Genomic DNA, 21,975 nt, shown 5'->3' on the forward strand with positions numbered 1-21,975 from the left:
TTTCTCCAAATAAAAAAGTTTCCATCTGAGGAAACTTTTTTCGCTTATAAAATTTTTACTTGTTATTTAAAGCTGCAAGGGTAACAGCACCTGCTACCAATACAATTATAACTGCTCTCAAAATAGGATTATTTATAAAATTCCAGATAAAGAAGATAGCAGCCAAATTTAGAATAGCACTTACTAAAGCAAGAACTCCAAATTGCCAACCTTCTGTATTGGAAGCTGTTTTAAAATACCAAATTGTTAACCCAATAGCAATTGCAACTAGTATCAATGCTTCAACTGTAAACCAAATTGCAGCCTCTCCATTGTATGTAACAACATTAAATGGATCGCTCACATCTACATTATTTTTCAACTGATTATTTAAATCATTTAATCTAAATAAATAATATATTGTTAATCCAACATACGAAAGCTGAAAGAAAATTTTACTTCCTAAACTTACAATCCACTCATCGCTCAATCTACACGTTCCTCATTTTCTTTTTGAATTTTTTCAATTGATTCTAACTTTGTTCTCAAGTTATTGACGTATCGACTATACCAAACTACTCCTAGAGTTAAACTTGCAATAATAAGTATAATAAATATTAGTAAAACCCCAAGAGCCGTTTGCATTTCTTCATTTGTCAAATGCTGTATCTGAGGTAAGGTGTGACCAAAGGCTAATGTAAATCTAAATAATCCAGTAACAAAAGAAGCTCCAACGATAAAAACAATGACAGCCTTAAATAATTTTAGAAGTCCTTCATGCCATCTATATTTAGTTTTAACTCTATCATATTCAGTTTCTAAATCATCTTTATCTAATGAACGATAGTAATTTCTTTTTTCTTTACTTGCAATATTACTACGTTCACGAAAGTTAAAATAGTATTTTATTAATTCAATAACTCTGTTTATGTTCATATATTTTCTCCTATAGGAATTAATTTTTAATAGTGAAGAGTTACTTAATTATTGTTCATGTTAAATAATTATATCACTATTTAATAAGATATTCTATTTTTTATTGAGTGAATAGGGAGGGACAATATCACAAAATGGTATTCTGAAAATGTAATGATATCTTTCAATAGGCAGGGGGACAAATTCCCCCTGCACCCCTTTAAGGAGACCATAAACGCTACGCTGTCTCCTCGCCTAAAAACAGGGCTCACTACTTGCAAGCATAGTGTTATGATATCATAACACACAATTTATAAAAAACGCCGAAAATGAATTCGGCGCTTCTTATAATTTTTGGGGTTCCCCCAATCCCCTTTTTAGGTCACAGAATAAGCCAATAAAATATCCTCTAAAAGAATGGTAATATCTTGTTCAGACATTTTTTGTAAGATGGTTTTAGCCATTTTTAACTGTTCTAAATTGAGATCAAGTTTTTGTTTTTCCAACATTTTAATTTTAGATTGAAGTTTTCCAAGGAGTTTTCTTCTTGTTATTTGTTTTGCATGGAGTTCCAAACGTGGTTTTTCACTTGCTGGATTTCTAAGCATTATTTCAGAAACAATTAGTTGTAATTCATCATTCGTCATTCGTTCCATTTGCTTCCTTTCTTTGAGATTTTACATTCTGACCAAGTGTTTTATTTCCTACAGACAAACGTTGTTTTAGACCAGCACTAGAACTAATAGGCTCACTTGATGATGAAATGGAGGAAGAAGCTGGAGGTTGAATAACAGAAGAAACAGGAAGATTGATAATGCCTAAACGTTCATTTCTTGCCGCAATCAATCGTGTCTCAAATGGATTTTTACCTGCAGTAACATCAAAGGTAACTGAAAAAGTTTTATCCAGTTTTTTAACGAGAACGTGCGTCGTCGTTGTGATGATTTCAAGAATTTTTTGAAAGTCTTCTGCGCTCATTGACGATTTTTTCCATTGCTCTAATATTTCAAAAGAACGAAATTCAGAACATGAAATAAAGAAATGTTGTGATAGGGAATAGGCGATGGCTTGTGCTTCAAATTGTTGAATCTCATCATCTTGTTGAGATTTTTGTGAGAGTAATTCGCACTGTGCGAGCCAAGTAAAAAGTTCTTGTAGGGTGCGCTCTTTACCAAGACCTTGTTTGATAATAAGACGGTTATTTTCAGGTAGAAAAATAGAAAATTCATCTCGTTCTAATTGCTCAAAGACTATTTTTTGAGGAATGATTTTTTTCAGCCCACTGTATAATTTAGCATCACGTTCCATCAATTTTCTTTCTTCGGGAAGATTAAACAATGGAAATTTCTGTTGTTCGGGATGAAGCGTTTGACTAATATCGAATAAGCAGGGATTTAAAATTTCAATTTTTTCAATCATCTTTTCGCCATCTTCTGTCGCCAAATAATGATTATTTTCATCTCTTTTTACAATATACCGAGGCGTTAAAATTTTAAGTGGTTGACTTTTTGCTTTTATTCCATTTCCCATTTTACTCCACCGCTCAAAGGTAAGAACTTTTTTAGCAGTAGGGAGTTGAGCAAGAATCAAGCGAACATTTATTTCTGAATAGAGCAGATTTTCTGAAATAAATGAGAGGTAATGAGTAAAATGTTCTAGTTCTAAATAGAGTAATGAATCATTTTTTGTCAATTCATTTTCAACCATAGAGCTCTCCTTTCATTTTTATAATGAGTAATTTCTTTGTCTCTCTTTTTCTTGAGAGTCTTGTATCGCAGGAAGAACTTTTCCTTCTTTAAGAAAATCATAAACCTGCCGTTTAAATTGTTCCAATGGCTCTTGAGTGACACCTTTTAGTCGAATCGGGACATCTTTTCCTCGTTGTTTCCATTCATTACGAAGCTGGAGATACGCTTGTGTCTCGTATTCAAATTCATCTTTAAGTGCATTCCAATCCTCAGGTAAAATGTTTGATTGACTTGCAAGACTTGATTGATAATCAATAATAAGATTGAAAGTAAGGACAGCCAATTCAGAATCAGAAAGAAGTGACAAATCAAAGTTTTTCAAAAAGTCAGAGTCATAGCCCTCCAATTCTTCCAGTTCTTGTCCTTGAACTGTACCACTTATTTTATGAAAATCATTATGTAGAGAAAAACTTGTTTCTGACTTTTCATCTGGAGTCAATTCAGGGATATCATTTAATTGTCTGCGCAATTCTTGAAGACGTTGCTTTTTTTCAATGAATTCTTTTTCACGTGGAAATGGTACTTTTCTTTCTTGTTCAATCCGAGTAATACCTGTTTGAATACGTTCAATTTCTTGTGTTGTTTTATATAAATCATCTCTTAATTTATCCAAGTAATGATTGATTTTTGCTAATGTTCCAAGAAGACTCGTGAGTGTCAATTGAGCATGATAACTTGTAGCGCCTTTGAAAAGAAATTCTTCGCCTCCCAATTCAAAAAGTTCTCCCTGTGAAGAACGTCCATGACTCTGATGAAAAATTTCAAAGCCACGATATTCCGCAATTTTTGTTAGTTGTACTTCTTCTGTCGCATTTTGCGTGACGAGCCGATTGAATAACTCAGCAACTTCTTTTTTCTTGTCTTCCGAATCATAGTGCTTTTCTCGTCCATTTTGGAACAAAGTCATTTCAAAATCAGCATCTTTATTCTGAGCCAATCTCTCAATATCTTGTTTAACCAGTGGCACACGTTGCTCTAAAGCAGGGAGCTTTTCTCGCTCTTTTTCAATCCGTTTTTCTTCAGCGGCTTTACTTTCATAGAAACGATTGCGAGCTGAAAAAAGAGCATCCACTTGCATTTCTAATTGCATATATTCTGCTTTGACAGGATCATCTGTTGCAATAGCTTTATACACTGAAGGGCCAAAAGCATTATCCATTTCATCAATTTCTCGAACATCAGAGTGTCCACTCATCAACTGGTCAACCACATATTTTTTATTTTCTTGTGTTTGCCACATGAATGAATCCATTGAACCTTTGGTAATATAAATATGAATTTGAACGTCGTCATTTTCATTTCCTTGACGAATAATGCGTCCATTCCGTTGGGTACTATCACTTGGTTTCCAAGGAACATCAAGATGATGAACAGCCTTTAATTTATCCTGGACATTACGACCTGTTCCCCCTTTACTTGTGCTTGCCAGAAGAATTCTAATCTTACCAGAGCGCATATCACGCATCATCTGCTCTCTTGTCGCATCCGTAGCTTCATGAATGAAACGGACTTCTGAATCAGGAACACCTTTAGCAACTAGCTGTCGCTTAATTTCATCATAAGCAGAAAAATTATTCTGACTCTTATCTAAATTTTTAGATGATTTATTTTTGTATTTTAGCGGAACACCAGAATCAGAGAAAATCATTTGTGTAGAGCGTTGGGCTTTCGTTTCTTCCCAAATTTTATAGACACTTTCAACGACTTGATTGATTTTTTCCGAATCTTCCTCAGAGAATTGAACATCATCAAGCATTCTCATATCAATCGTTAATTTTTTATTTTCACTTAAAATCTTGAGCATATTATCTTCCCAAGGCTTTACTTCTCCTGCTTCAATCGCTTCTGCGCGCTTCACTAAACTTTCTATATAATTCACTTGAGCAGGTGTTGTAGAGGATTGGTGGATAATAGTTTCCGCTTCTGGGACAGGTAAATCCAAATCCTCAGCTGTCTGAATATCCGCAACTTCAAGAAAGAGATTACGTAATTCGGGCATATTTCCAAATTTTGTAAAACGTCGTTTCACCTTATAATTCCCAGCGACGTTTAACTCAAACACAGACTCAATCGTACCAAAATCAGAAGTCCAGCTATCAAAGCTTGCCACACCATGCTTTTCTAATATTTCAGGGGAAAGGTATTTCATCATAGTATAAAGCTCAACAACAGAGTTTGAAATCGGTGTCCCAGTAGAAAAAACAACCCGTCGATTATTGTATTGACTGTGAAGATACTGGACTTTTTGATCCATATCCATTGCTTTTTGAGAACGAGCATCAGAAATTCCTTTGACTCCTTCGAGCTGAGTTTGAGGAGCAAGATTTTTATATCCCTGTGCTTCGTCAACATTAAGCATATCAATTCCTAGACTTTCAAAATCAATAAAAGTATCTGTATCACTTTTTTGAAGTTTTTTCAGTCTTTCCTGGCAAGCAGCTCGGAATTGTTCTGCCTTTTTGACAGTATATTTTTGTCCGTTGTCTTTGGCTTGTGCCATTTGAAGATCAGCTTTATTGATTTCTTGTTGGATATAGCGCTCTTGATAAGCTTTGGACATACCAACTTTTCCAAATTGAGAGTCCGCAATCACGATAAAGTCATAATTTCCTGTGGCAATACGACTAACAAAACGTTTGCGATGTTCTTTGTCAAAGTCCTCGGATTGAGCAATCAAGACTTTGCTTTCAGGGAAATACTGATAAATCTCCCGTCCGAATTGATCAATGAGAGGTTTAGGAACAACAAACATAGGCTTTTGGATAATCCCTAATTCTTTGAGTTTTATATTGGCTGCAAGCAAGGTTAAAGTCTTACCTGAACCCACTTCATGAAAAATACCAGCACGCTGATCCTGAACAATACGCATAATAGCATTCTTTTGATGGGGACGTAGCGTAAATTGTTTAGAAAGTCCATTGACTGTTAGACTGCTTCCATCATATTGTTTTGGCACAATACGGTTCATCTTTTCATTATAAAGAGAGATGATTTCTTCTTGCATCGGAGAATTTTTAAGCACCCATTCTTTAAAAGCATTGGATAATTGTTCTCCTTTTGCTTGAAGTTCTGTCGTAGCCTCGTGATCAACAACCATTTTAGGTTTTGTTCCTTCTGGAGCTGTCGGATCGGGTACCTTTATTTCAAGTGTTTTTTGATTAAGTAAATTCTGTGCAAGTTGAACACCTTCAACTTTTCCTACAGCGTATTGATGTGCATTGGCATCTGATTGTCGATAACGAATACTCACTTGATAACTGTCGCTTAGAGAGTCATACTCTACGTTTACTGCATCAGAAAAATTGGGGGATTGTCCCAACGCTTCAACTAAGAAGGCTTCATAGATATGAGTTGGAATAAAACGAGTACCAAATTTATAGTTAAGTTGACTGATTGTAATATCTTTGGGTTGAACAGCTTCGAGAGCTTCGATGTTTTTCTTCCAATTTCTACCTTCAGCTGAAAATTCTTGTTTTACTGTCACTTCTGAGAGCTTTGTTTTGACATCTCCAGAAAGATAATCTTCTCGTGTTTTATATTCTCCTTTTCCAACATAAAAAAGGCGTTCTCCCAGTTCTTGAACAATGGCTTCTTTCGTCTTTGGATAGAGAGCTATCATATAATCAAAATCAAGCTGTCCTTTGTGATTTAAAGAGGCAAGAAGTGCATCCTCTGCATTTTTAACCTCAATGACTGGATGTTGTGACTGAATTGTAGGTTCAAAAAAACAGCACTCTTTGCTTTTTTAGGCTGTTTTGTAATTTCATCTTCAACATCTAATTCTATAGAAGCTAGGAATTGGTAGTAATCATCTTGACGCATCAATAAACTGTTTTTTTGATTAGAAAGTGGCCCAAAATCTTTAATAAAGGTATCATATTGTTCATTTAATTGAAGACGTAGGGCTTCATATTCTGTTGTTGAATAGTCTGCTTTATGCTGTAAAGCAAGGAGATCTTGTAAGGTATAACGAAGTTCAATCATTTTGGACATTGCCTTAACTTCATCTTTGGAGTAATCAAAGTGATAAGAATATTTTGTACTCAGTGCAACACTTTGCTTCAGCAACGCAATATTCCTTTTATCAGTGCTAATGAGCTGATAACTTTCATTTCCCTTATCAAGTGTCGAATGTTCAATTAAATGCTCTATTTCCTTTTGTGATAGGTCAAGTGAGTCAAATTCTGGATTATCAGAAAAGAGACTTTTATCAACGACTTCAACAAGATAGTCGTTTGTTTTTTTATTCGCTTCCTCTTTGTAGATACGTTCTTTATTATTCTTGTATCGTGTTAATTGATTTTGACGTGTTTCATTGATATTGAGAGTGACACTCGAAGTTTTTTGCATCAACTCTACAAATTCTCCGTTATGATAATAAGGTTTTCCCTCAAATATCATTATTGTATAAGGCACAATCTGTTTTAAAACTTGTTCTGGAACATTCGTCTCTGATTTTTCTTCAAGCTCATAAAGTGGACGGTCGTTGGCAGCACTTTCAAAGTGTTCTCCCTCCTCAAAATGAAGCGCTGTTTGTACTTCTTGTGCTAAGTCCTCAGCTGCAACCGTTGCTTTGATAGATAATGTGCCACCATTATAAGTCTCAATTTTAAAGTCGCCTAAAACTTGTTCTGGATGACGTTCAAAATAACAATTATAGTAGATTTTATTTCCTTTACCATCAGCTAAAGGAACTGTTTCAAGCCATTCTGGTCTATGATTTGAGAATTGAAGCGAACTATCCTTTTGAAAGATGAGAATATCTGAAGTGACAGCTGTCCCAGCAATTTTTGAAAAAGCCGTATCTGGGAGGCGAACGGCTTTTAATAAATGCGCTTGTTGAGCCAACTCTTCTCGAAATCTGGAGTCTCTTTTATCCATTGTTCCCTTGGAAGTAATGACCGCCACAATTCCTCCGTCATGAACAAGGTCAAGTGCCTTCTTGATAAAGTAGTCATGAATGACATACGGACGATTATAATGAGTATCCGAAGGATGAATTTTATCTGAAAATGGGACATTTGTTATTACAACATCCATAGAATTATTGGCAAAACGGGTGTCTTCAAATCCTTTTTCTTGAATGGATACTGTTTGTTGGAGTTGCTTTGCGATTGTGGCCGTCATAGGATCAATTTCTACCCCAAAAAGCTCAGAATTTTTCTTTAATTCTTTTGGCATTGCACTAAAGAAATTCCCTGTCCCCATAGAGGGATCTAAAATACGTCCTTCTTTAAAGCCTAGTTCTGACAAACTGGCATAAATTGCTTTTATAATTTCTGGCGAAGTATAATAAGCAGTCAGCGCTGAACGGCGTATTGCTTGATAATCCTTTTCTGAAATGAGCTGCTTGAGTTCTTCTCGGTACGTAGCATATTTTGGATTGTTTTCATCAAACACATCAACAACACCTCTGCCTCCCCAACCAACATAATGGGCAAGAATTGTCTGTTCCTCGGCAGTTGCTAAACGTATTTCTGAATTAAGAATGTTGATGAGACGAAGCGCAGCAATATTTCCTTCAATTTTTGCTTGAACTGTTCCAGGATAAAAAGTAACAAGATTTTCTGGAAAAGAGAAGTCTAATCTTTCCTTTTTAGATGCACTATCAGTTTGAACTTCTGATGGGACAGTGACTTTGTGAGAAGTTGATACTTCTATATCATCAGATTGTTTATTTTTGGAGGAATTTTTGTGTTGTGATGCTTTATCCTGGTCAACTTTTTCTTGATTTTCTGTGTTAAACTCCTCTTTCCATTGATCAAAGGTTAATGCTAAATAACCATGTTTTTTATAGGCAGATTGAATAATTGATTCAATTTCTTGTTTATCGTTTTTATTTAGCCATTCAAAAACATAAGGCTCATTTATTTCCGTATGATTATCAGCTTGTAAAAGTTGATTCGCAGCATATTCATAGTATTGAAGATATTCTTGGTCATAAAATATTTGTCCGCTATCCATCATTTTATGATAATCAAGAATGGATAGCGCGTTTAAATAAGATGCTTTTAGTTTTTCTAAAGATGCTTCCTGCGAGCTTATAGGTTTATTTAATTGATTCGCAGCATCATTGTCTGAACTATCAGCAGTTGCAAAAGAAAATAAGTCTAATGGTTCATCTATTGGAACATTGGTGCTTTCTGTTTGGTTAGGGTTAGGGTTAACCTCATGAGATATAGAAGTCGGTATATTCTGGTTTAATTTTTGTTCATACTCTGTACGGAAAATTTCAAATTTTGCCCTAAAATCTTTGACTCCAGAAATACCATCGGATGCACTAGAGAGTTCAAATTCATTATTTTCGGCAGTTATCAATGTTTCCATGCCCCAGAAATGCTGTTTAACTAATCGTAGAACTTGATTGTCCTCTAGGATTTCAAACTCATCACTTAACTGAAAATCTTCTTTAAGAGTTTCTAAGAAAGTGCTTGGTGTTAACTCTGCTTGTACTTCTTCCTCATTTTCATCCTTGTTGTTAACAGTTTTATCGTCATTGAAATCAAACTCAACATTCAATTCAATATCTCCTAACTCGGCTAGGGTGCGATAAAATTGAATATCTCGTTCGTCTGTAAAAAAGGTATCATAACGTTTATTATCTACAAAGAATGATAGCTGAATTTGCTCATCCTCTCCGAGCGTTCTTGCGTGTGCTGCATCACGAATCAAGCGAGGCATATTTTCAGCGTTTAGCACTACATCATCGTGAGACTCTGCCAAAAAGTCATAAGCAGGGGAGCTGAAAGTGTTGTGCATTGTAAGAACAGGTGGTTGGATTTTTGGGCGCTTAACATTGAAACGTTCCCAGCCTTTTTCAAGTTTTTCTTTAAAATCAGGAATGGAAGTCAAAAACTCAGCATTGAATGAGACATTTAATTTACCATCTACGATTGTGGCAACCTCATCACGATCTGGCTTTTCTTCAATCTGCAGGGATAGAATTGTCCCCTCAGCAGTAGTGATGACTTCATAGCCCTCACGATTCCTGAATTTCAGATAATCATTGAAAAATCGACTAGCTTGATTTTTTTCATGCACTTGCTCATGAATTTCATGGTGATTGACAGCAATGCCAAGGTTGGTAATTTGCTCCGTCGTCAGGCGTCCATCTCTTTCAGCCAGCTGCAAAACTGAGCGTAGTCCCTCAACATAAGCAGTTGGATAGCCTTTGAGGTACAAATCATTCAGTATTCCCCCATTGGGAATTTCATCATAAATTGTGCCACTTGCTAAATCTTCATCGCTGTACCAGCGAAGCAAGGCATCTGAGAGTTCAAAATAAACGACATAGTCGAACCCTATCTGGTAGTAAAATTTATCATCAGCTGTATCTTCTTTTTCATCGAAAAATGGCAGACTCAGTCGTAAATTTTCTTGTTGAGCAAGAGTTAATTCTTTGTAAGGTAAAATTTTGATATTCGCATCTGTTATCATTTCTGAAAGGTATGGATAGAACCTATCTAAAGCCTGCGGATGTTCTTTCAAAATTTCGATTTCAGAACGGATTTCTGAGGTTACTTTTATTTCGTCTGACACAGCTTCTTTTGGGAGAGATTTATCAGACTCCATTTGTTGTAAATACCCCGCTTCTTTCAACTCTGAACGAATGTATCGGAGCAGCTCAGAAGTTTGTTTTTCATTTTTAAAATCATCGCCCGAAAGGTTAAAGACACCCGTAGTCAAATTCATCTTAACTAACGGAAGCGAACCTCCCTTGTCCGTCAGTCGATAGACAGTAAAGGTTTGATATTTCTCTTTGATAGAAACTTGAATATCCACAAATGAAGAGCCAAACGACTCAAACCAATCGCTGTCAGCGGCAATAAAATCAAAAATGCCATCAGAAAGACGAGATTCAAGGTGACCTAGCTCAGCTGATGAGCTTCCAGGCTGATAAACTTGTGCAGCTACAGCGAGTTCCTGCTCTGCTTCTTCTGCAATTTCAACCTTTTTAGATTGCTGATTCCTGTCTTCGACATATTGTTCACGCCAATCTTGAAAACTTTCCCAGTCTAAACCGTTCGGATTGTCAAGTGTTTTATAGCCTACCTCATCGTAAGCAGCTTGAACGAGCTGAATTAAATGTTCCTGCTCAGATTGGGGTAACGTCCGATAACTAGGAAACATTTCAACATCTACTCCCAAACCATCAGCCCTAGCAATTTCTGCCAAAATTTCAAGATAGACTTTAACCGCTGTTCCTTCATTTTGTGAGCGCCAATGTTTGATATAGTCTGCTTTTAGGCGCTCAACCATAGGACTTTGATTTTGTGCTGCAGATCGTTCAACAACTGGCTTTTCATCAGCTTCTAATTCAAATTCTTTACCCAATGCTGAACGTAAGAGACGGTCTAGATTTTTAAGTCGAGAACTCGATAGCCAGGGATTAGTTATCTCTAAATTTCTTGTATCAAAGTCAACAGCAAACAAGGGCGTGCTTTCATACTGATCTTCTTTATCTTGAATATCAAAATCATAAATAGTTAACCTATCATCATTTTGCCAATCACTATGAGCAGTAATTAAAAACTCTGAACGATTATCTGGATTTAAATTTAAGTAATCTAGCATTTCTTGCGGAAGTTGTTTGACAGCATTGATAATTTGCTGCTCTCTAAGCTCCTTTTCATCATTCTCTTTTTTGATACTCAATATAGCTTGACTATCATCTGTAGCTGTAAAGTCTGACTGGAGATTTTTAGAGATGAGTGTAGATTGGGTTTCGTTCCCTGTAATAATTGAGCGTTCATTTTCTTCAGTTGTTGAGGAAACTTCCTCTATTGCATTAAATGGTTGCTCACTCAAAAACTCTTTCCAGACATCCATTATCGTAGAACGAATAGGAAGTGTTGCAGGATTAGTATTATAAGTATGATCAGTTGATGATAACCAAAATTCTACTTTTGAATCATCGGATGTCCCCAAACGACGTCCAATCATATTCCATCCAAGTTGAGCTGTACCTGCAGGAGTACGAAAATCAAAAACATCGTAACTTCCTGAAATATCAGTTCCAGCTCTCTTTTGTTTTTGTGCTTCATAGTAACTGTTATAAAGCTTTGTATAAGCTATATCCAGCATTTCAGAAAACTCAGACTCACTATTTATAATAATTTCATCCGTTTTTTCTGCTTGTATTTCTTGGCTAGGGTTAGGGTTAGGGTTAAGGTTAATATTAACCTTAACCTTAACTTCATTTTTTAAAGCTGTTTGAGCAGCTTCTTCTTGAAGTATTTTTTTCCATTTTTTAAGTATTTGCTCATTTAAACCACGAGCGAAGCTATTGCCTAAATTTAGTGCTTCAAGAAGTCGAGGGGAACTTTGAAATTTTTCCATTTCTGTCAAAGTCTGGCTATTGACTTGATTTTCTAAATTCTGATTATCTTCAAACAAACCATACTGTTCAAGCAGATTATATAATGTAATTTTTACCGCAAATTTCTTTTCTTCGTCTGTAAAACGATTAAGTTTGGGTAGAAAAGGCGCAATAAATTGCTCAATTCTTTGCTGAGCTTCCAATAACAAATCTTCCACGTAATACTCTTCATTTACAATACTGCTTAATGTATCCAGAAATTCAGGTGAAGACAATTTTACTGGATGAAGAGGGTAATCTATAAGATTAGTTTGTGAAACATCGTAAAACGAACGAGGTTGATTTTTAATTATTAAGGTTATTGCTTCCGTACCTTGGATAACTGATGAGTAGGGAGCAACCTTTTTCCAAGTATCGTATTCTTGAAGCCATGTGGCATAAGGAGTTTGAAAGTAAGCCTGAATAACGGCATCAGCATGATGTTCAAAATGTTTACGATTAAAAGCGATAAATGCTATTTTTTCACGTTGTTCTAGTTCAAGAAAATGAGCAATAAAATAGTTGCGATAATTGATAATTTCTTCTTTTGTTTTTTTCATGACGTATGAAATCCTTTCAAAAAAAACAATAAGGTTAAGGTTAATATTAACCCTAACCTTATTTTCTTAAATTTTTCCGATAGAGGCCGAAGATGATGCTTCTTTTTCTTGTTCTTCTTGAATCCGTTCTGCTTTAAAGTTAACAGATTTTTCTTTTAAACTTGCTATAAGCAATAGTTTAAATAACTGAGCATCACTTTGTTTTCGTTCTATTTGGACACTATCAAATTCTTCTGCATTTCGAGGGACAATAATCTCACGTCTCGCCCATTCATTGACTAATACCTGATAACTTGTTTTTTCATTTTCATAATCTTCGAGATAATAATTTAAGTCATCATCGTCCCAATCCAGCTCTTTAAGTGTTCCTGTTGTTGCTTCAATTTGATTGATAAGATTGAGTGTTAGAGCGACCAATTCACGCTCTGACAATGCTGGTAAGTCAAATTGCAATAAAACATCTCGTTCAAAATAATCAAGTTCTTGATAGCTAATGTCGACGGTGTCAATGATACCTTCCGCATAGATAATGGCATTATTTCCTTTTTGAGAGTAGCTAATTCGTTTTTCTTTTGTTTTCATATCATTTACCTATTAAATTGCCTTTCCTTTAATGATAGGTAGCTCTTTAGTTGTTATAGCAGCTGCTTGTAGTTTCCCTTTTTGTTCGACTTTTGCTTGGTCTAAGCGATTATAAAAATTTACTTGTCTTTTAGCTTTAGCAGAGCCTATTTTTTCAGTTCTTTCTTTTCCCAATGGGGATTGACTTGTTAGATGTTGTACGTCAGTTTGATGAGCAACTGTTATTTCTCTATATTTCCAACCTTGTTGTTCTGCTAAATGCTGTGCGCGGCTATCTGCCTCAAATAAGTCTTTTGCTTCAAGGGAATAATCAAAGTCTGCACCATCGTTCATTTTTGCAATATATTTTTCCATTTGTTTTACCTCACTTTTCCCTAAATAGCCTTTCCTTTAACGATAGATGTTTCCGTAGTTGCAGCAGCGGCTTCTATTTTTGCTTTTTGTTCGGCTTTCGACTGTTCTAAACGATTGTAAAAATTAGCCTGCCCTTTTGGTTTCATTACAGACGGTTTTGAAGAAGGTTTTGTCTCTTGCGAAGTCATCGCTTTTTCCGAAGTTTCCCGTACTTTAGGAGTCTCACTTTCCACTTGATCAGATACTGGTACTTCTGGGGCACGGGAGCTTTCTCCCAACTTAACCCTAGGGTTAGGGTTAATATTAACCTTAGAGTGTTCTTCTAAAGCAAATCGTTGTTCCATTTGTTCGCCAACTTCTTTAAGTTCATTTGCAACTTTAAGTAATGGGGCATGGAGAGTGTTTTTAACACTAATTCGAGCATCATTTAGAGAAGATGATACTTGCCCCTTCTTTTCTTCTACTTTTACTTGAACTACATGAAGCATTTGAGCAAAGAGTTCTCGAATTTGAACTATAAGGCCTCGCACTTCTTGTTGAGCATCCTCTGGAGACTGCACAGGAAGTGTTGGAGCATTTTCCTTAAACTGACTAATAAGTCCTTCAATTTTAGAAAAATGCTCTGACAAAACTTTATCTAATTCATCTTTTGTTAAAAAGACCTGCTCTTTTTCTTGAATTTCTTCAATTTGTTGAGGGAGAGTTTCAACCAAGGGAACAACTGGCGTTTTAGCCACAAAACTTTCACGCTTTCCATTGATAAGATAAGTTCTTGGTTGCTCAACTTCATTAGAATCTGACGTACTAACTTGAGCATTAACCATTGGTTCTTCTGATACTTTTTCTTCTTGTGAAGCATCAGTAGTGAAGGTGTCATTATAATCTCTAGCATTTTCAATTTCAGTTGGCTCATCAGGATAAGGAATCCCTTGATTAAAAAGATTATTTAAATTTTCATCATAGATTTGAAAAAAAGATTCGGTAGTTTCCATTTGTAAAAGTCCCTTCTTTGTTTGCTGGAGCATTTCGTTCCAGTCATTTTTTTCTTGATTTTCTGCAAGTGGCGGTAAATCTGTCACTGCGTAATGTACGGCATTAGGATATTGTTGAATGAAATTATTAACAAATTTTCGTCCACCTTCATCATTATCATAAGCAAATGTAATAAGATTTTGAGGGACACCTTCTAACGTCTCTGTCAGCTTATCAAAAGTGTTCAAAAATTCTTCTTGTTCCTTGATGGATAATTCAGGTTTTCCCAGAATTTCTGACATATATTTTGAAATGACATTGGGTTTATACCCATCATTAGAAATAAGTAAAACATCAGTTAAAGAGTCTTGATGCAATTCATAATAGCTCATTAAATCAATCGGAGCTTCACATACCACAATTCGTTCAGGACGTCCTATTCTAACTGCAAGCCCACTATAAGCACCTGAGTTTTTGATGACACGTTTCAAATGTCCGCTTTTGTGATCAGTATGAATTTCTGGATAGTATCCTATCCCTTGCACACTTCCCCCAAGCATTTTACCTGTGCGCTCAAAATGTTTAAAAACGACGACAGGTTCTGTAAAAGTTGAATCATCTTCTAATGTATTACGCCACTCCGATTGAGCTAAAACACCTTGTTGTTCAAAGAATCTTATTGTTTTACTAGAGAGTTGCCGCTCATTTTTGAGATAATTTTCTGCAAGCTCCTTTGATGGCGCATCTGTTAAATAATAATTAAAAGGAACGGCTTGTGGAACTTTCGAAGTATCAAAGGGTTTAAATTCCGTATTTGTGAGATACGCAAGTGACTCTCTGAAATATTTTTGACGTTCCTCTTTTGTTTGTGCATTATTACGAATAAGTGAAACAAGTTCAATCGGCCCTCCCCACAAATTTTGACCGTACCATTGGAAGCGATTGTTCTTGCGGTCAAGCCAAAAACTGGTATGCCCATTCCACTCAAACATTCCTGATTTCATTGGTTTAAGTCCAAGTTGTTGTGCCACGTCAAAAATATCAGCAGTTTTTGCTTCCTCCAGCAATCGCTCACGTTCTTCATGACTTGTTAATCCTTGTGGTTGTTTTATTTCTTCACGAATTCCGTCGTGTCGGTTATAATTTACCATTTTTACTCCTTTCCTAGGCTACTTTATTTTCTACAACACCATGATCAACCAGTTGCTCAGGCTCTACTTTATCTAAAAATTCTTCTACATCATCCATATAGCGACGATAACGATACCAATTTCTATCTGTTGGATCGTTGGCCAGTAATGAGGCGTTGGGGTGGTCATTGACTGTGTATTTTTTGTCTTCAAAGACATATTGACCTGCGATAAATAAGAGGGCTGTATTATCGTTTAAACGTCCGATTTCATCAGGAGTAAACAAATCACGTGCTTGTTTTTGATATTGAGTAGAGCCACCATTTCTTCCATACGACTGTGTCCGATTACGAATAGAGATGGTTTGCTTTCCTGCGCGCTGTGAGAGATAACTTGTTGTCTCTTTTTCATCGCCTCCTAAGAATAGTAAGCTATCACAGGTATTGAGCAAGGTTTCCCAACCTGTTTTATACATCGCTTTGAGCTGAGCTAAAGCTTGTAAAATAATCACAATCGACATCTCACGACTACGAAAGGTAGCTAGAGCTTTATCAATATTAGGGATACGTCCAATATTTGCAAACTCATCTAAAATAAAACGCACGTGTAAAAGTGTTTTTCCTTCAGGAAGTTCTCTCGTTCCTTGCAATACTTCATCCACTTTTTTACGGAGTTTTTCCATAACAGTTGACAGAAAAATTGAAGCGATAAAGTTATAACTATCATCTGTTTCAGGAATAGCTAAGAATACTGCTGTCTTATTTTCATTCCAAGACTCAATATCCATTGTGTCTTCTGCAATAATGTTTTGCACTTTATCGTGGTCAAAAACAGAAAAACGTGTACCAGCAATCGCCAAAGCACTCGCACGTGTTTCAGCTTTGAACAAATCATTAAAGAGTGTCCATTGTTTGTAAGCATAGTTATTGGGATGGAGCATATTTTGTTCTTCAAACCAATCCTCTACAATACTAGGGACTTTTGGATCTTTTCGCTCAATATTACGAAACATATCAGCTGCCATTCCCAAGTGAGGAATATAATCATTGTCTTTCCCATCAATCCAAAGAAAGGTTAAGATAGCTCTAGCAAGCACTCCTTCAGCACGTTGCCAAAAGTCTTCACTGGTGTTATCTCCTTTTTTAGTTGCTTCTGAAATAGCACCAAAAATACGGTCAATGTCCATTTCTTCTTCGACATACTTAAAAACGTTAAAACGATCACTATTAACAAAAGTAGAAAGATCGAAAATTTTGACTTGATACCCAGCTTCTTCTAGCATCTTTCCACATTCTCGAACTAATAAACCTTTAGGATCTGTTACAATATAACTTCCCAATAACTGCATGAGGTTTGGTTTAACAAAAGTATAAGTTTTTCCAGAACCTGGGCCTCCTAAGACACAAATATTTTTATTCTTTTGATAAGCAAAAGGGATGCGTTTATTATAAAGCCCCATTCTTGCACGTTTTGTGAAAATAATATTGTAATCAACAGGGATTTTTCTTTCAATAGTTGCTTCTCTCATATGTCGCCTCCTGGATCTGCGAAATGGTTGATTTCTTCAAGCGTTGCTAAACGTGCAGAACCATGTTCTTCATTATTCCTATAAACACCGTGGTCATTACCACGAACATAGGCTACAAGTCCAATAAACCCACCAATGACTGCCAATAAAAAGCCTAAAGCTGTCGGCCAATAAAGAAAACGAAGATTTTGTTGAAGCAAATGAGACAAAAGATGATTAGAAAAAAGAAAATTGAATTGCTCGATGACAGTTTCACCAGGCAAATCTGAAAGTAAATTTCCGAGCCAAAAACCTAAAATAAAAAGCCCTCCTGAAAGTGCCAGGTAGGACTTGAGTTTCTTTTGATAAGGGTGGCTATCTTTTGCCATAGTTTTCCTCCACCGTTTCAAGCAACAACGGGCCAGTATCCCCAAAGGGATCAAGAATTATAATTTGTGTATCTTTATCCTTAAAAGCTTTTAGAATTTTTAGTTTGAATATAGTTGTATCTTTTTTATCAATCACAATCATGGGATTTTTAACCTTTAAATCAGCACTATTTTTCATATTATCCTACTCCTTTACTTTTTTGTAGTGTACTCTGTGTTACGTTTTCCCCTACCTGTTTGCTTACTTGAGCTAATTTTTCTTTTTGTTCGACTTGTGACGTTTGAAGTTTTTCTTCAAAGGATTGTTGCTTGGGATTTTTAAGTAACTGACTAGCTGTCTCTCCAGGGCGTGTCGTAAGCTGTTCAAAAATCCCTTGCAATGCTTTTTGAGCCAGCTTCTCATCTTTTACTTTAAAAAACAGATTTGTTCCACCCTCCACTTTTTTAAAAGCGAAAGGTAACCCTTGGTCATTAAAATAATTTCTGACCTTGTTTAAATCTACTTTCTGATCTAAAAATTTTGAAGTAACCGAATCTTGAGATTGTAGCAGGCGATGAAGCTTGTTTTCTCCTGTAGTAGGTTGGCCACGATGTTCTAGCCAAACGTGTAATCCGTCTCGTGAGAGATTTTCAAGCACCTGAAGAAGTGTTCGCAACGTATTGGTTCCATTGATGAAGAATTTATCAATTACTTCTTTTTGTTCCATGAAATTCCTTTCTAGCAAAAAACCAATCTCTAATTTGAGATTGGTTTTTACATTTATAACTTTGAAGATTGAGAAGAAGAAAAATTTTGAGAATTTTTGGAGGATTTCGCTCCTTTCCTTCTGCTAATCTTTTTTATCTTTGAAAATTTTGATGACTAACTCGTGTTTTCCATCAAATAAAAGATTATCTACAAATTTGTTTAAATATTCATCTGTACGATACTTTGAGGTTGTTGCTGCATTTGACAAGACCAGTGCATCTCTAAAGAACTTGGAATTATTCTTAAAAGGTTTGTTATTAACCTCAAATCCCATATGCCTTAAATATTTAATTAAGAAGACCGCTGAGGTACGTGTATTTCCTTCACGAAAAGGGTACGTTTGCCATATCCCTGATACAAATTTCATCACTTGATTTGCAATATCGTGCTTATTCATTCCTGAATAATCTCTATTTTTTTCGATATCAAAATCATAAGCTAAATTATCCGCAATCATTGTTGCATTTGCATACTCAACACTCTTGCCATTTAATACAGGCTCAGCCTTGGTTATATTCTCTTTACGATATTGCCCCACAGGATAACGAAAACTCTCAATACCATAAAAAAGGCGCTTATGATAATTGAGCAAGGTAACAGGACTTAAACTAAAGCCTTCTTCTGCTAAAATTTGAGAAATTCTAAGTGATGAAATATCAGCCTCTTCAAAACGTTTTTGTTCTTCCGATTCATTAGTAGAGTAATAGGCTTTGACGTTCTTTTCAATTTCTTGATAGCTTGTTTTACCATCAATATGCGCTTGAGCCTGCTCTACCATATATTCCGATGGGACTAGTCCGTCCGTTTTTTGAAGTCCAAAGGCGGTTTCCCAGAGTTCTAACTTATACTTACTGCTATACTCTGTCTTTTCAACCTGATAAGGTCTTTCGTCAAAATCCATGTGTGACTCCTTTCCTTACTTTAATAAATTTTTTTATCATAACGCAGCATTTTTGGGACTTCTTATCAATTGTTATAATTTGGGAGAAATATCGTTTGATTTTGTTTCCTGATTATCTGATGAATTAAGTGCTTTTTCCTGATGTTTTTTAGCAGAGGCCAGTTTTTCATAAAACTTGGAACTATTATTCTCTACGTTTACTGATGTAGAATTTTTCTGATGTTCCGTTTGTTTGATATTTTCTTCATAGAGTTTCAAAACTTCTATGCGTTCATCCAATTCTTTATCCACATAATCCGCAACTAATGCCGTAAAAGGCGTTCGATTACCCGTCTTTTGAGTTTCAGCAAGCACATTCATATACTTAATTCTACTTTGAATATCAGGCTGTATAATCGTAATAGGATAGCCATTCCTGGTTAAAGCAAATTCCATTAACAAACGTGCCGTACGTCCATTTCCATCCAAGAATGGGTGAATGGTCACAAAGCGTTGATGGAGTTCTGCCGCATATTGAACAGGATGTAGCTCATATTGAGCCTTTTCGTTCCAAAAAATTAAATCCTCCATTTGTTTACGAATCAAGTGTGGTTGAGGATAAGGATTAAATTCGGCTCCTCTCGGACGTACAGGAACAACACGATAAGCACCAGGTATCCCTTCTCCCTTCATCGACTGCAACGTCGCAAAACGATTCAGCTGTTGAATGACACGTTCATTGATTGCCTGCTCGCCAGTTACTAAGGCTTTCATATAGTCGTAAGCCTCACTCAAATCTAAAGTTTCAAGGATATCTTTTACAGGAACCCCATGCAACGTAACACCAGCATCTAAAATTGCTTCTGTTTCACTATATTCTAGTGTCCCACCTTCTAATTTAGTAGATGACCAAATATGCTCAAACTTTTTAGATTTATCGAGAACAGCTAGTTGCTGCATATCCAAAGGACGATAACTTTGCATTTCATCAAGCTTTTTGGTTAATTGTTCTAATCTTTCATTTAGACTCATAATTTGGTTCCTTTATTTTTTCGTGCTAATCTCATTCTATTATATCATAATCTTCATTATCAAATTCTCTCCAACCCCATACTAGAGAGGAGAGTAGCAAGTAATTTATTAGAATATTCTTTAGCACGGACTTTTTGAGCTTCCAACCGCTTGTTATATTCCTCGAGAATTAAAGTGTCATACTTTTTCTTTAATTCACTTTCTTGAGAAGTCAAAGCAAATTGTGCTTCAATCTGAAGTTGATTTTCTTTTTCTTCAAAGGCTTTTTTTGCTAATTGAATTTCTTCTTCTTTATGCTTTGTAATTTCAGCCTGTATTTTTTCTAATTCTTGAGCTTGAACGACTGAAAAACTCTCCTGGACTTGGTGCGCAATCGTTTTACTATCTTGTAAATCAAGCTGATCTAAGATAGCTTTCGTCATATTAGGATTATTATTCCCAATTAAAGGAATAACATCACTAATGAGTCCATCATCAGAAGTTGTTGAAACAGAAGGCTTGGAAACGGGGGCTTTCTCTTCTTTTTCAGTCTCTTCTTCTACAATTATAGGTTGAGCAACTGGTGTAGGAATTGATTCCAGCTTTTTCTCTTTAGGAGTTATCTCACCTTGCTTCTTTTGCTGCTCAATCTGTTGTTTTAACTTTTCAATTTCTGCATCTTTAGCGGATAACTGATTCTCAAACTCTGAGTTAACTTGTTCTACTTGCTTTTTAGGGTTAGGGTTAATATTAACCTCAGACTCATCTTCTTCCATGACAGATAAATCAGGCTCAGGCGCATAAGCACTAGGAGTCGAAGCTTGAACATTGTTTATAGCTTCTTTCTTTTGAATAGGCGCAAATTCAACAATCTCAGGTTGTAATTTGCGGTATTTTTGTAGAGTTTTATCCTTGACAGGCTTACTTTCATAAAAGAAATTTAGCCACTCATCATATTTTCCCTCATCATCAAGTTTAACAGGCAAGTGCAAAGTATCTGAATAAATTTCTACATCCCCTTTGTTTGTTTCTTCAACTTTTGTGATTGTTACGGATCCGTTTACTTTTAGCTCTAATAGCCGTTTATTTTCCATAATAACCAGATTGACGAGTTCATACGCATCAGCTATCTCACTGATATGAAAATTGACTACATTTTCAAAATCAAAACGATACGTTGTTTTTCTGAAAATTCCCATTAAAATTCTCCTTTACTTTCATCTGTCTCGGTTTGAGTTTTATGAGTATTGTCTTTTGGAAAGGACTCTCCCTTAACCAATTCTAACATCTCAGGCATATTTTGCAAAAACTCCGACATCGTAATTTTATTTGTTACCAAAATTTCCGCAATATAAGATGAATTTACTGCTTCTAATTCTTCTTTTTTTCGTGTAGCCTTAACAGAAGCTTCTTGTGCTTTTTCTTTAAGCGCTTGATATTCTTGCTCTTTTTTTAAACGCTTTTTTTCTAATTCTTCCAATTTTGCTTTTGACATTTAATTAGTACCTCCCGTTTTTTGTTTCGTGGTAGAGCTTGATGTCAAACCGCTACCTGTAATCACAACATTGTCAGTAGGCTTTGTGACCAAACTATTTGTTGACGAACTTGCTGTTGTACTTTCAGCATAATCATTTGTATTCCCTGAATCAAGGGGGATGGAAAGTACAACATTTTGGATATTATTAACGAGTAGGTGTTTTCCTTTTAATAGAACCATTACTAGTACAAATACTGCGCCTAGTCTCTTAACTAAGCGCAGTATTTGTTCATTTACCATTTTATATCTTACTCCTCTTTCTTATTTTTTAGGGTTAATGAAAGTGGCACCACTTGTAGAACTGA

Annotated in this window: 16 protein-coding genes and 1 pseudogene; all 17 read right to left on the reverse strand. The window is 35.7% G+C overall.

All coding sequences use genetic code 11. From position 1 onward, the window contains the following. Nucleotides 1–55 precede the first annotated feature (55 nt). The gene (locus KJS36_RS04575; protein ID WP_213534824.1) at nucleotides 56–469 is read right to left on the reverse strand and encodes a hypothetical protein; all 414 of its coding nucleotides are present in this window, start codon (nucleotides 467–469) and stop codon (nucleotides 56–58) included. Beyond that, a complete protein-coding gene (locus KJS36_RS04580; RefSeq protein ID WP_213534826.1) occupies nucleotides 466–915 on the reverse strand; it encodes a hypothetical protein in 450 nt (149 codons plus the stop codon). Before KJS36_RS04580 ends, KJS36_RS04575 begins: the two co-directional genes overlap by 4 nt. A gap of 356 nt (nucleotides 916–1,271) precedes the next feature. Beyond that, entirely contained in the window at nucleotides 1,272–1,541 is a 270-nt protein-coding gene (locus tag KJS36_RS04585; protein ID WP_213534828.1) for a hypothetical protein, read from the reverse strand. Next, nucleotides 1,531–2,601, reverse strand: a complete 1,071-nt coding sequence (locus KJS36_RS04590) for a hypothetical protein (protein ID WP_213534830.1) — start codon at nucleotides 2,599–2,601, stop codon at nucleotides 1,531–1,533. Before KJS36_RS04590 ends, KJS36_RS04585 begins: the two co-directional genes overlap by 11 nt. An 18-nt stretch (nucleotides 2,602–2,619) precedes the next feature. Continuing rightward, a complete protein-coding gene (locus tag KJS36_RS04595; RefSeq protein ID WP_505744195.1) occupies nucleotides 2,620–6,354 on the reverse strand; it encodes a helicase-like domain-containing protein in 3,735 nt (1,244 codons plus the stop codon). Then, the gene (locus tag KJS36_RS04600) at nucleotides 6,291–12,560 is read right to left on the reverse strand and encodes an Eco57I restriction-modification methylase domain-containing protein (protein WP_213534834.1); all 6,270 of its coding nucleotides are present in this window, start codon (nucleotides 12,558–12,560) and stop codon (nucleotides 6,291–6,293) included. The genes KJS36_RS04595 and KJS36_RS04600 overlap by 64 nt, the downstream gene beginning before the upstream one ends. Before the next feature lie 66 nt (nucleotides 12,561–12,626). After that, nucleotides 12,627–13,142: a hypothetical protein gene (locus KJS36_RS04605; protein WP_213534837.1), complete on the reverse strand. Its 516-nt coding sequence runs from the start codon at nucleotides 13,140–13,142 to the stop codon at nucleotides 12,627–12,629. 12 nt (nucleotides 13,143–13,154) lie between these two features. Then, on the reverse strand, nucleotides 13,155–13,496 hold the full coding sequence (locus tag KJS36_RS04610) for a hypothetical protein (RefSeq protein WP_213534838.1): 342 nt from the start codon (nucleotides 13,494–13,496) through the stop codon (nucleotides 13,155–13,157). Between the two features lie 20 nt (nucleotides 13,497–13,516). Beyond that, nucleotides 13,517–15,619 (reverse strand): toprim domain-containing protein, encoded by a 2,103-nt coding sequence (locus KJS36_RS04615; protein ID WP_213534839.1) that lies wholly within the window; start codon nucleotides 15,617–15,619, stop codon nucleotides 13,517–13,519. A gap of 13 nt (nucleotides 15,620–15,632) precedes the next feature. Further along, nucleotides 15,633–17,494: pseudogene (locus tag KJS36_RS04620) on the reverse strand (VirD4-like conjugal transfer protein, CD1115 family). Beyond that, entirely contained in the window at nucleotides 17,481–17,672 is a 192-nt protein-coding gene (locus tag KJS36_RS04625) for a hypothetical protein (RefSeq protein WP_213534840.1), read from the reverse strand. The pseudogene KJS36_RS04620 and the gene KJS36_RS04625 overlap by 14 nt, the downstream one beginning before the upstream one ends. Nucleotide 17,673: 1 nt before the next feature. Further along, nucleotides 17,674–18,201: a DUF3801 domain-containing protein gene (locus tag KJS36_RS04630; RefSeq protein ID WP_213534841.1), complete on the reverse strand. Its 528-nt coding sequence runs from the start codon at nucleotides 18,199–18,201 to the stop codon at nucleotides 17,674–17,676. 123 nt (nucleotides 18,202–18,324) lie between these two features. Then, a complete protein-coding gene (locus KJS36_RS04635; RefSeq protein WP_213534842.1) occupies nucleotides 18,325–19,143 on the reverse strand; it encodes a Fic family protein in 819 nt (272 codons plus the stop codon). A gap of 72 nt (nucleotides 19,144–19,215) precedes the next feature. Next, the gene (locus KJS36_RS04640; RefSeq protein ID WP_213534843.1) at nucleotides 19,216–20,154 is read right to left on the reverse strand and encodes a Fic family protein; all 939 of its coding nucleotides are present in this window, start codon (nucleotides 20,152–20,154) and stop codon (nucleotides 19,216–19,218) included. A gap of 59 nt (nucleotides 20,155–20,213) precedes the next feature. Beyond that, entirely contained in the window at nucleotides 20,214–21,332 is a 1,119-nt protein-coding gene (locus tag KJS36_RS04645; RefSeq protein WP_213534845.1) for a hypothetical protein, read from the reverse strand. Next, complete coding sequence (locus KJS36_RS04650; RefSeq protein WP_213534847.1) at nucleotides 21,332–21,628, reverse strand: hypothetical protein; 297 nt, start codon at nucleotides 21,626–21,628, stop codon at nucleotides 21,332–21,334. The genes KJS36_RS04645 and KJS36_RS04650 overlap by 1 nt, the downstream gene beginning before the upstream one ends. Further along, complete coding sequence (locus tag KJS36_RS04655; RefSeq protein ID WP_213534849.1) at nucleotides 21,629–21,850, reverse strand: hypothetical protein; 222 nt, start codon at nucleotides 21,848–21,850, stop codon at nucleotides 21,629–21,631. Nucleotides 21,851–21,975: the final 125 nt, after the last annotated feature.

Origin of the sequence: Lactococcus nasutitermitis, from assembly GCF_018403765.1 — a bacterium.
In the GTDB taxonomy this organism is placed as follows: domain Bacteria; phylum Bacillota; class Bacilli; order Lactobacillales; family Streptococcaceae; genus Lactococcus; species Lactococcus nasutitermitis.

Bases quoted from the DNA above. Each gene is read 5' to 3' on its own strand.
- KJS36_RS04580 (WP_213534826.1), bottom strand. From the start codon at position 915: ATGAACATAAACAGAGTTATTGAATTAATAAAATACTATTTTAACTTT.
- KJS36_RS04585 (WP_213534828.1), bottom strand. From the start codon at position 1,541: ATGACGAATGATGAATTACAACTAATTGTTTCTGAAATAATGCTTAGA.
- KJS36_RS04590 (WP_213534830.1), bottom strand. From the start codon at position 2,601: ATGGTTGAAAATGAATTGACAAAAAATGATTCATTACTCTATTTAGAA.
- KJS36_RS04600 (WP_213534834.1), bottom strand. From the start codon at position 12,560: ATGAAAAAAACAAAAGAAGAAATTATCAATTATCGCAACTATTTTATT.
- KJS36_RS04605 (WP_213534837.1), bottom strand. From the start codon at position 13,142: ATGAAAACAAAAGAAAAACGAATTAGCTACTCTCAAAAAGGAAATAAT.
- KJS36_RS04610 (WP_213534838.1), bottom strand. From the start codon at position 13,496: ATGGAAAAATATATTGCAAAAATGAACGATGGTGCAGACTTTGATTAT.
- KJS36_RS04615 (WP_213534839.1), bottom strand. From the start codon at position 15,619: ATGGTAAATTATAACCGACACGACGGAATTCGTGAAGAAATAAAACAA.
- KJS36_RS04625 (WP_213534840.1), bottom strand. From the start codon at position 17,672: ATGAAAAATAGTGCTGATTTAAAGGTTAAAAATCCCATGATTGTGATT.
- KJS36_RS04630 (WP_213534841.1), bottom strand. From the start codon at position 18,201: ATGGAACAAAAAGAAGTAATTGATAAATTCTTCATCAATGGAACCAAT.
- KJS36_RS04635 (WP_213534842.1), bottom strand. From the start codon at position 19,143: ATGGATTTTGACGAAAGACCTTATCAGGTTGAAAAGACAGAGTATAGC.
- KJS36_RS04640 (WP_213534843.1), bottom strand. From the start codon at position 20,154: ATGAGTCTAAATGAAAGATTAGAACAATTAACCAAAAAGCTTGATGAA.
- KJS36_RS04645 (WP_213534845.1), bottom strand. From the start codon at position 21,332: ATGGGAATTTTCAGAAAAACAACGTATCGTTTTGATTTTGAAAATGTA.
- KJS36_RS04650 (WP_213534847.1), bottom strand. From the start codon at position 21,628: ATGTCAAAAGCAAAATTGGAAGAATTAGAAAAAAAGCGTTTAAAAAAA.
- KJS36_RS04655 (WP_213534849.1), bottom strand. From the start codon at position 21,850: ATGGTTCTATTAAAAGGAAAACACCTACTCGTTAATAATATCCAAAAT.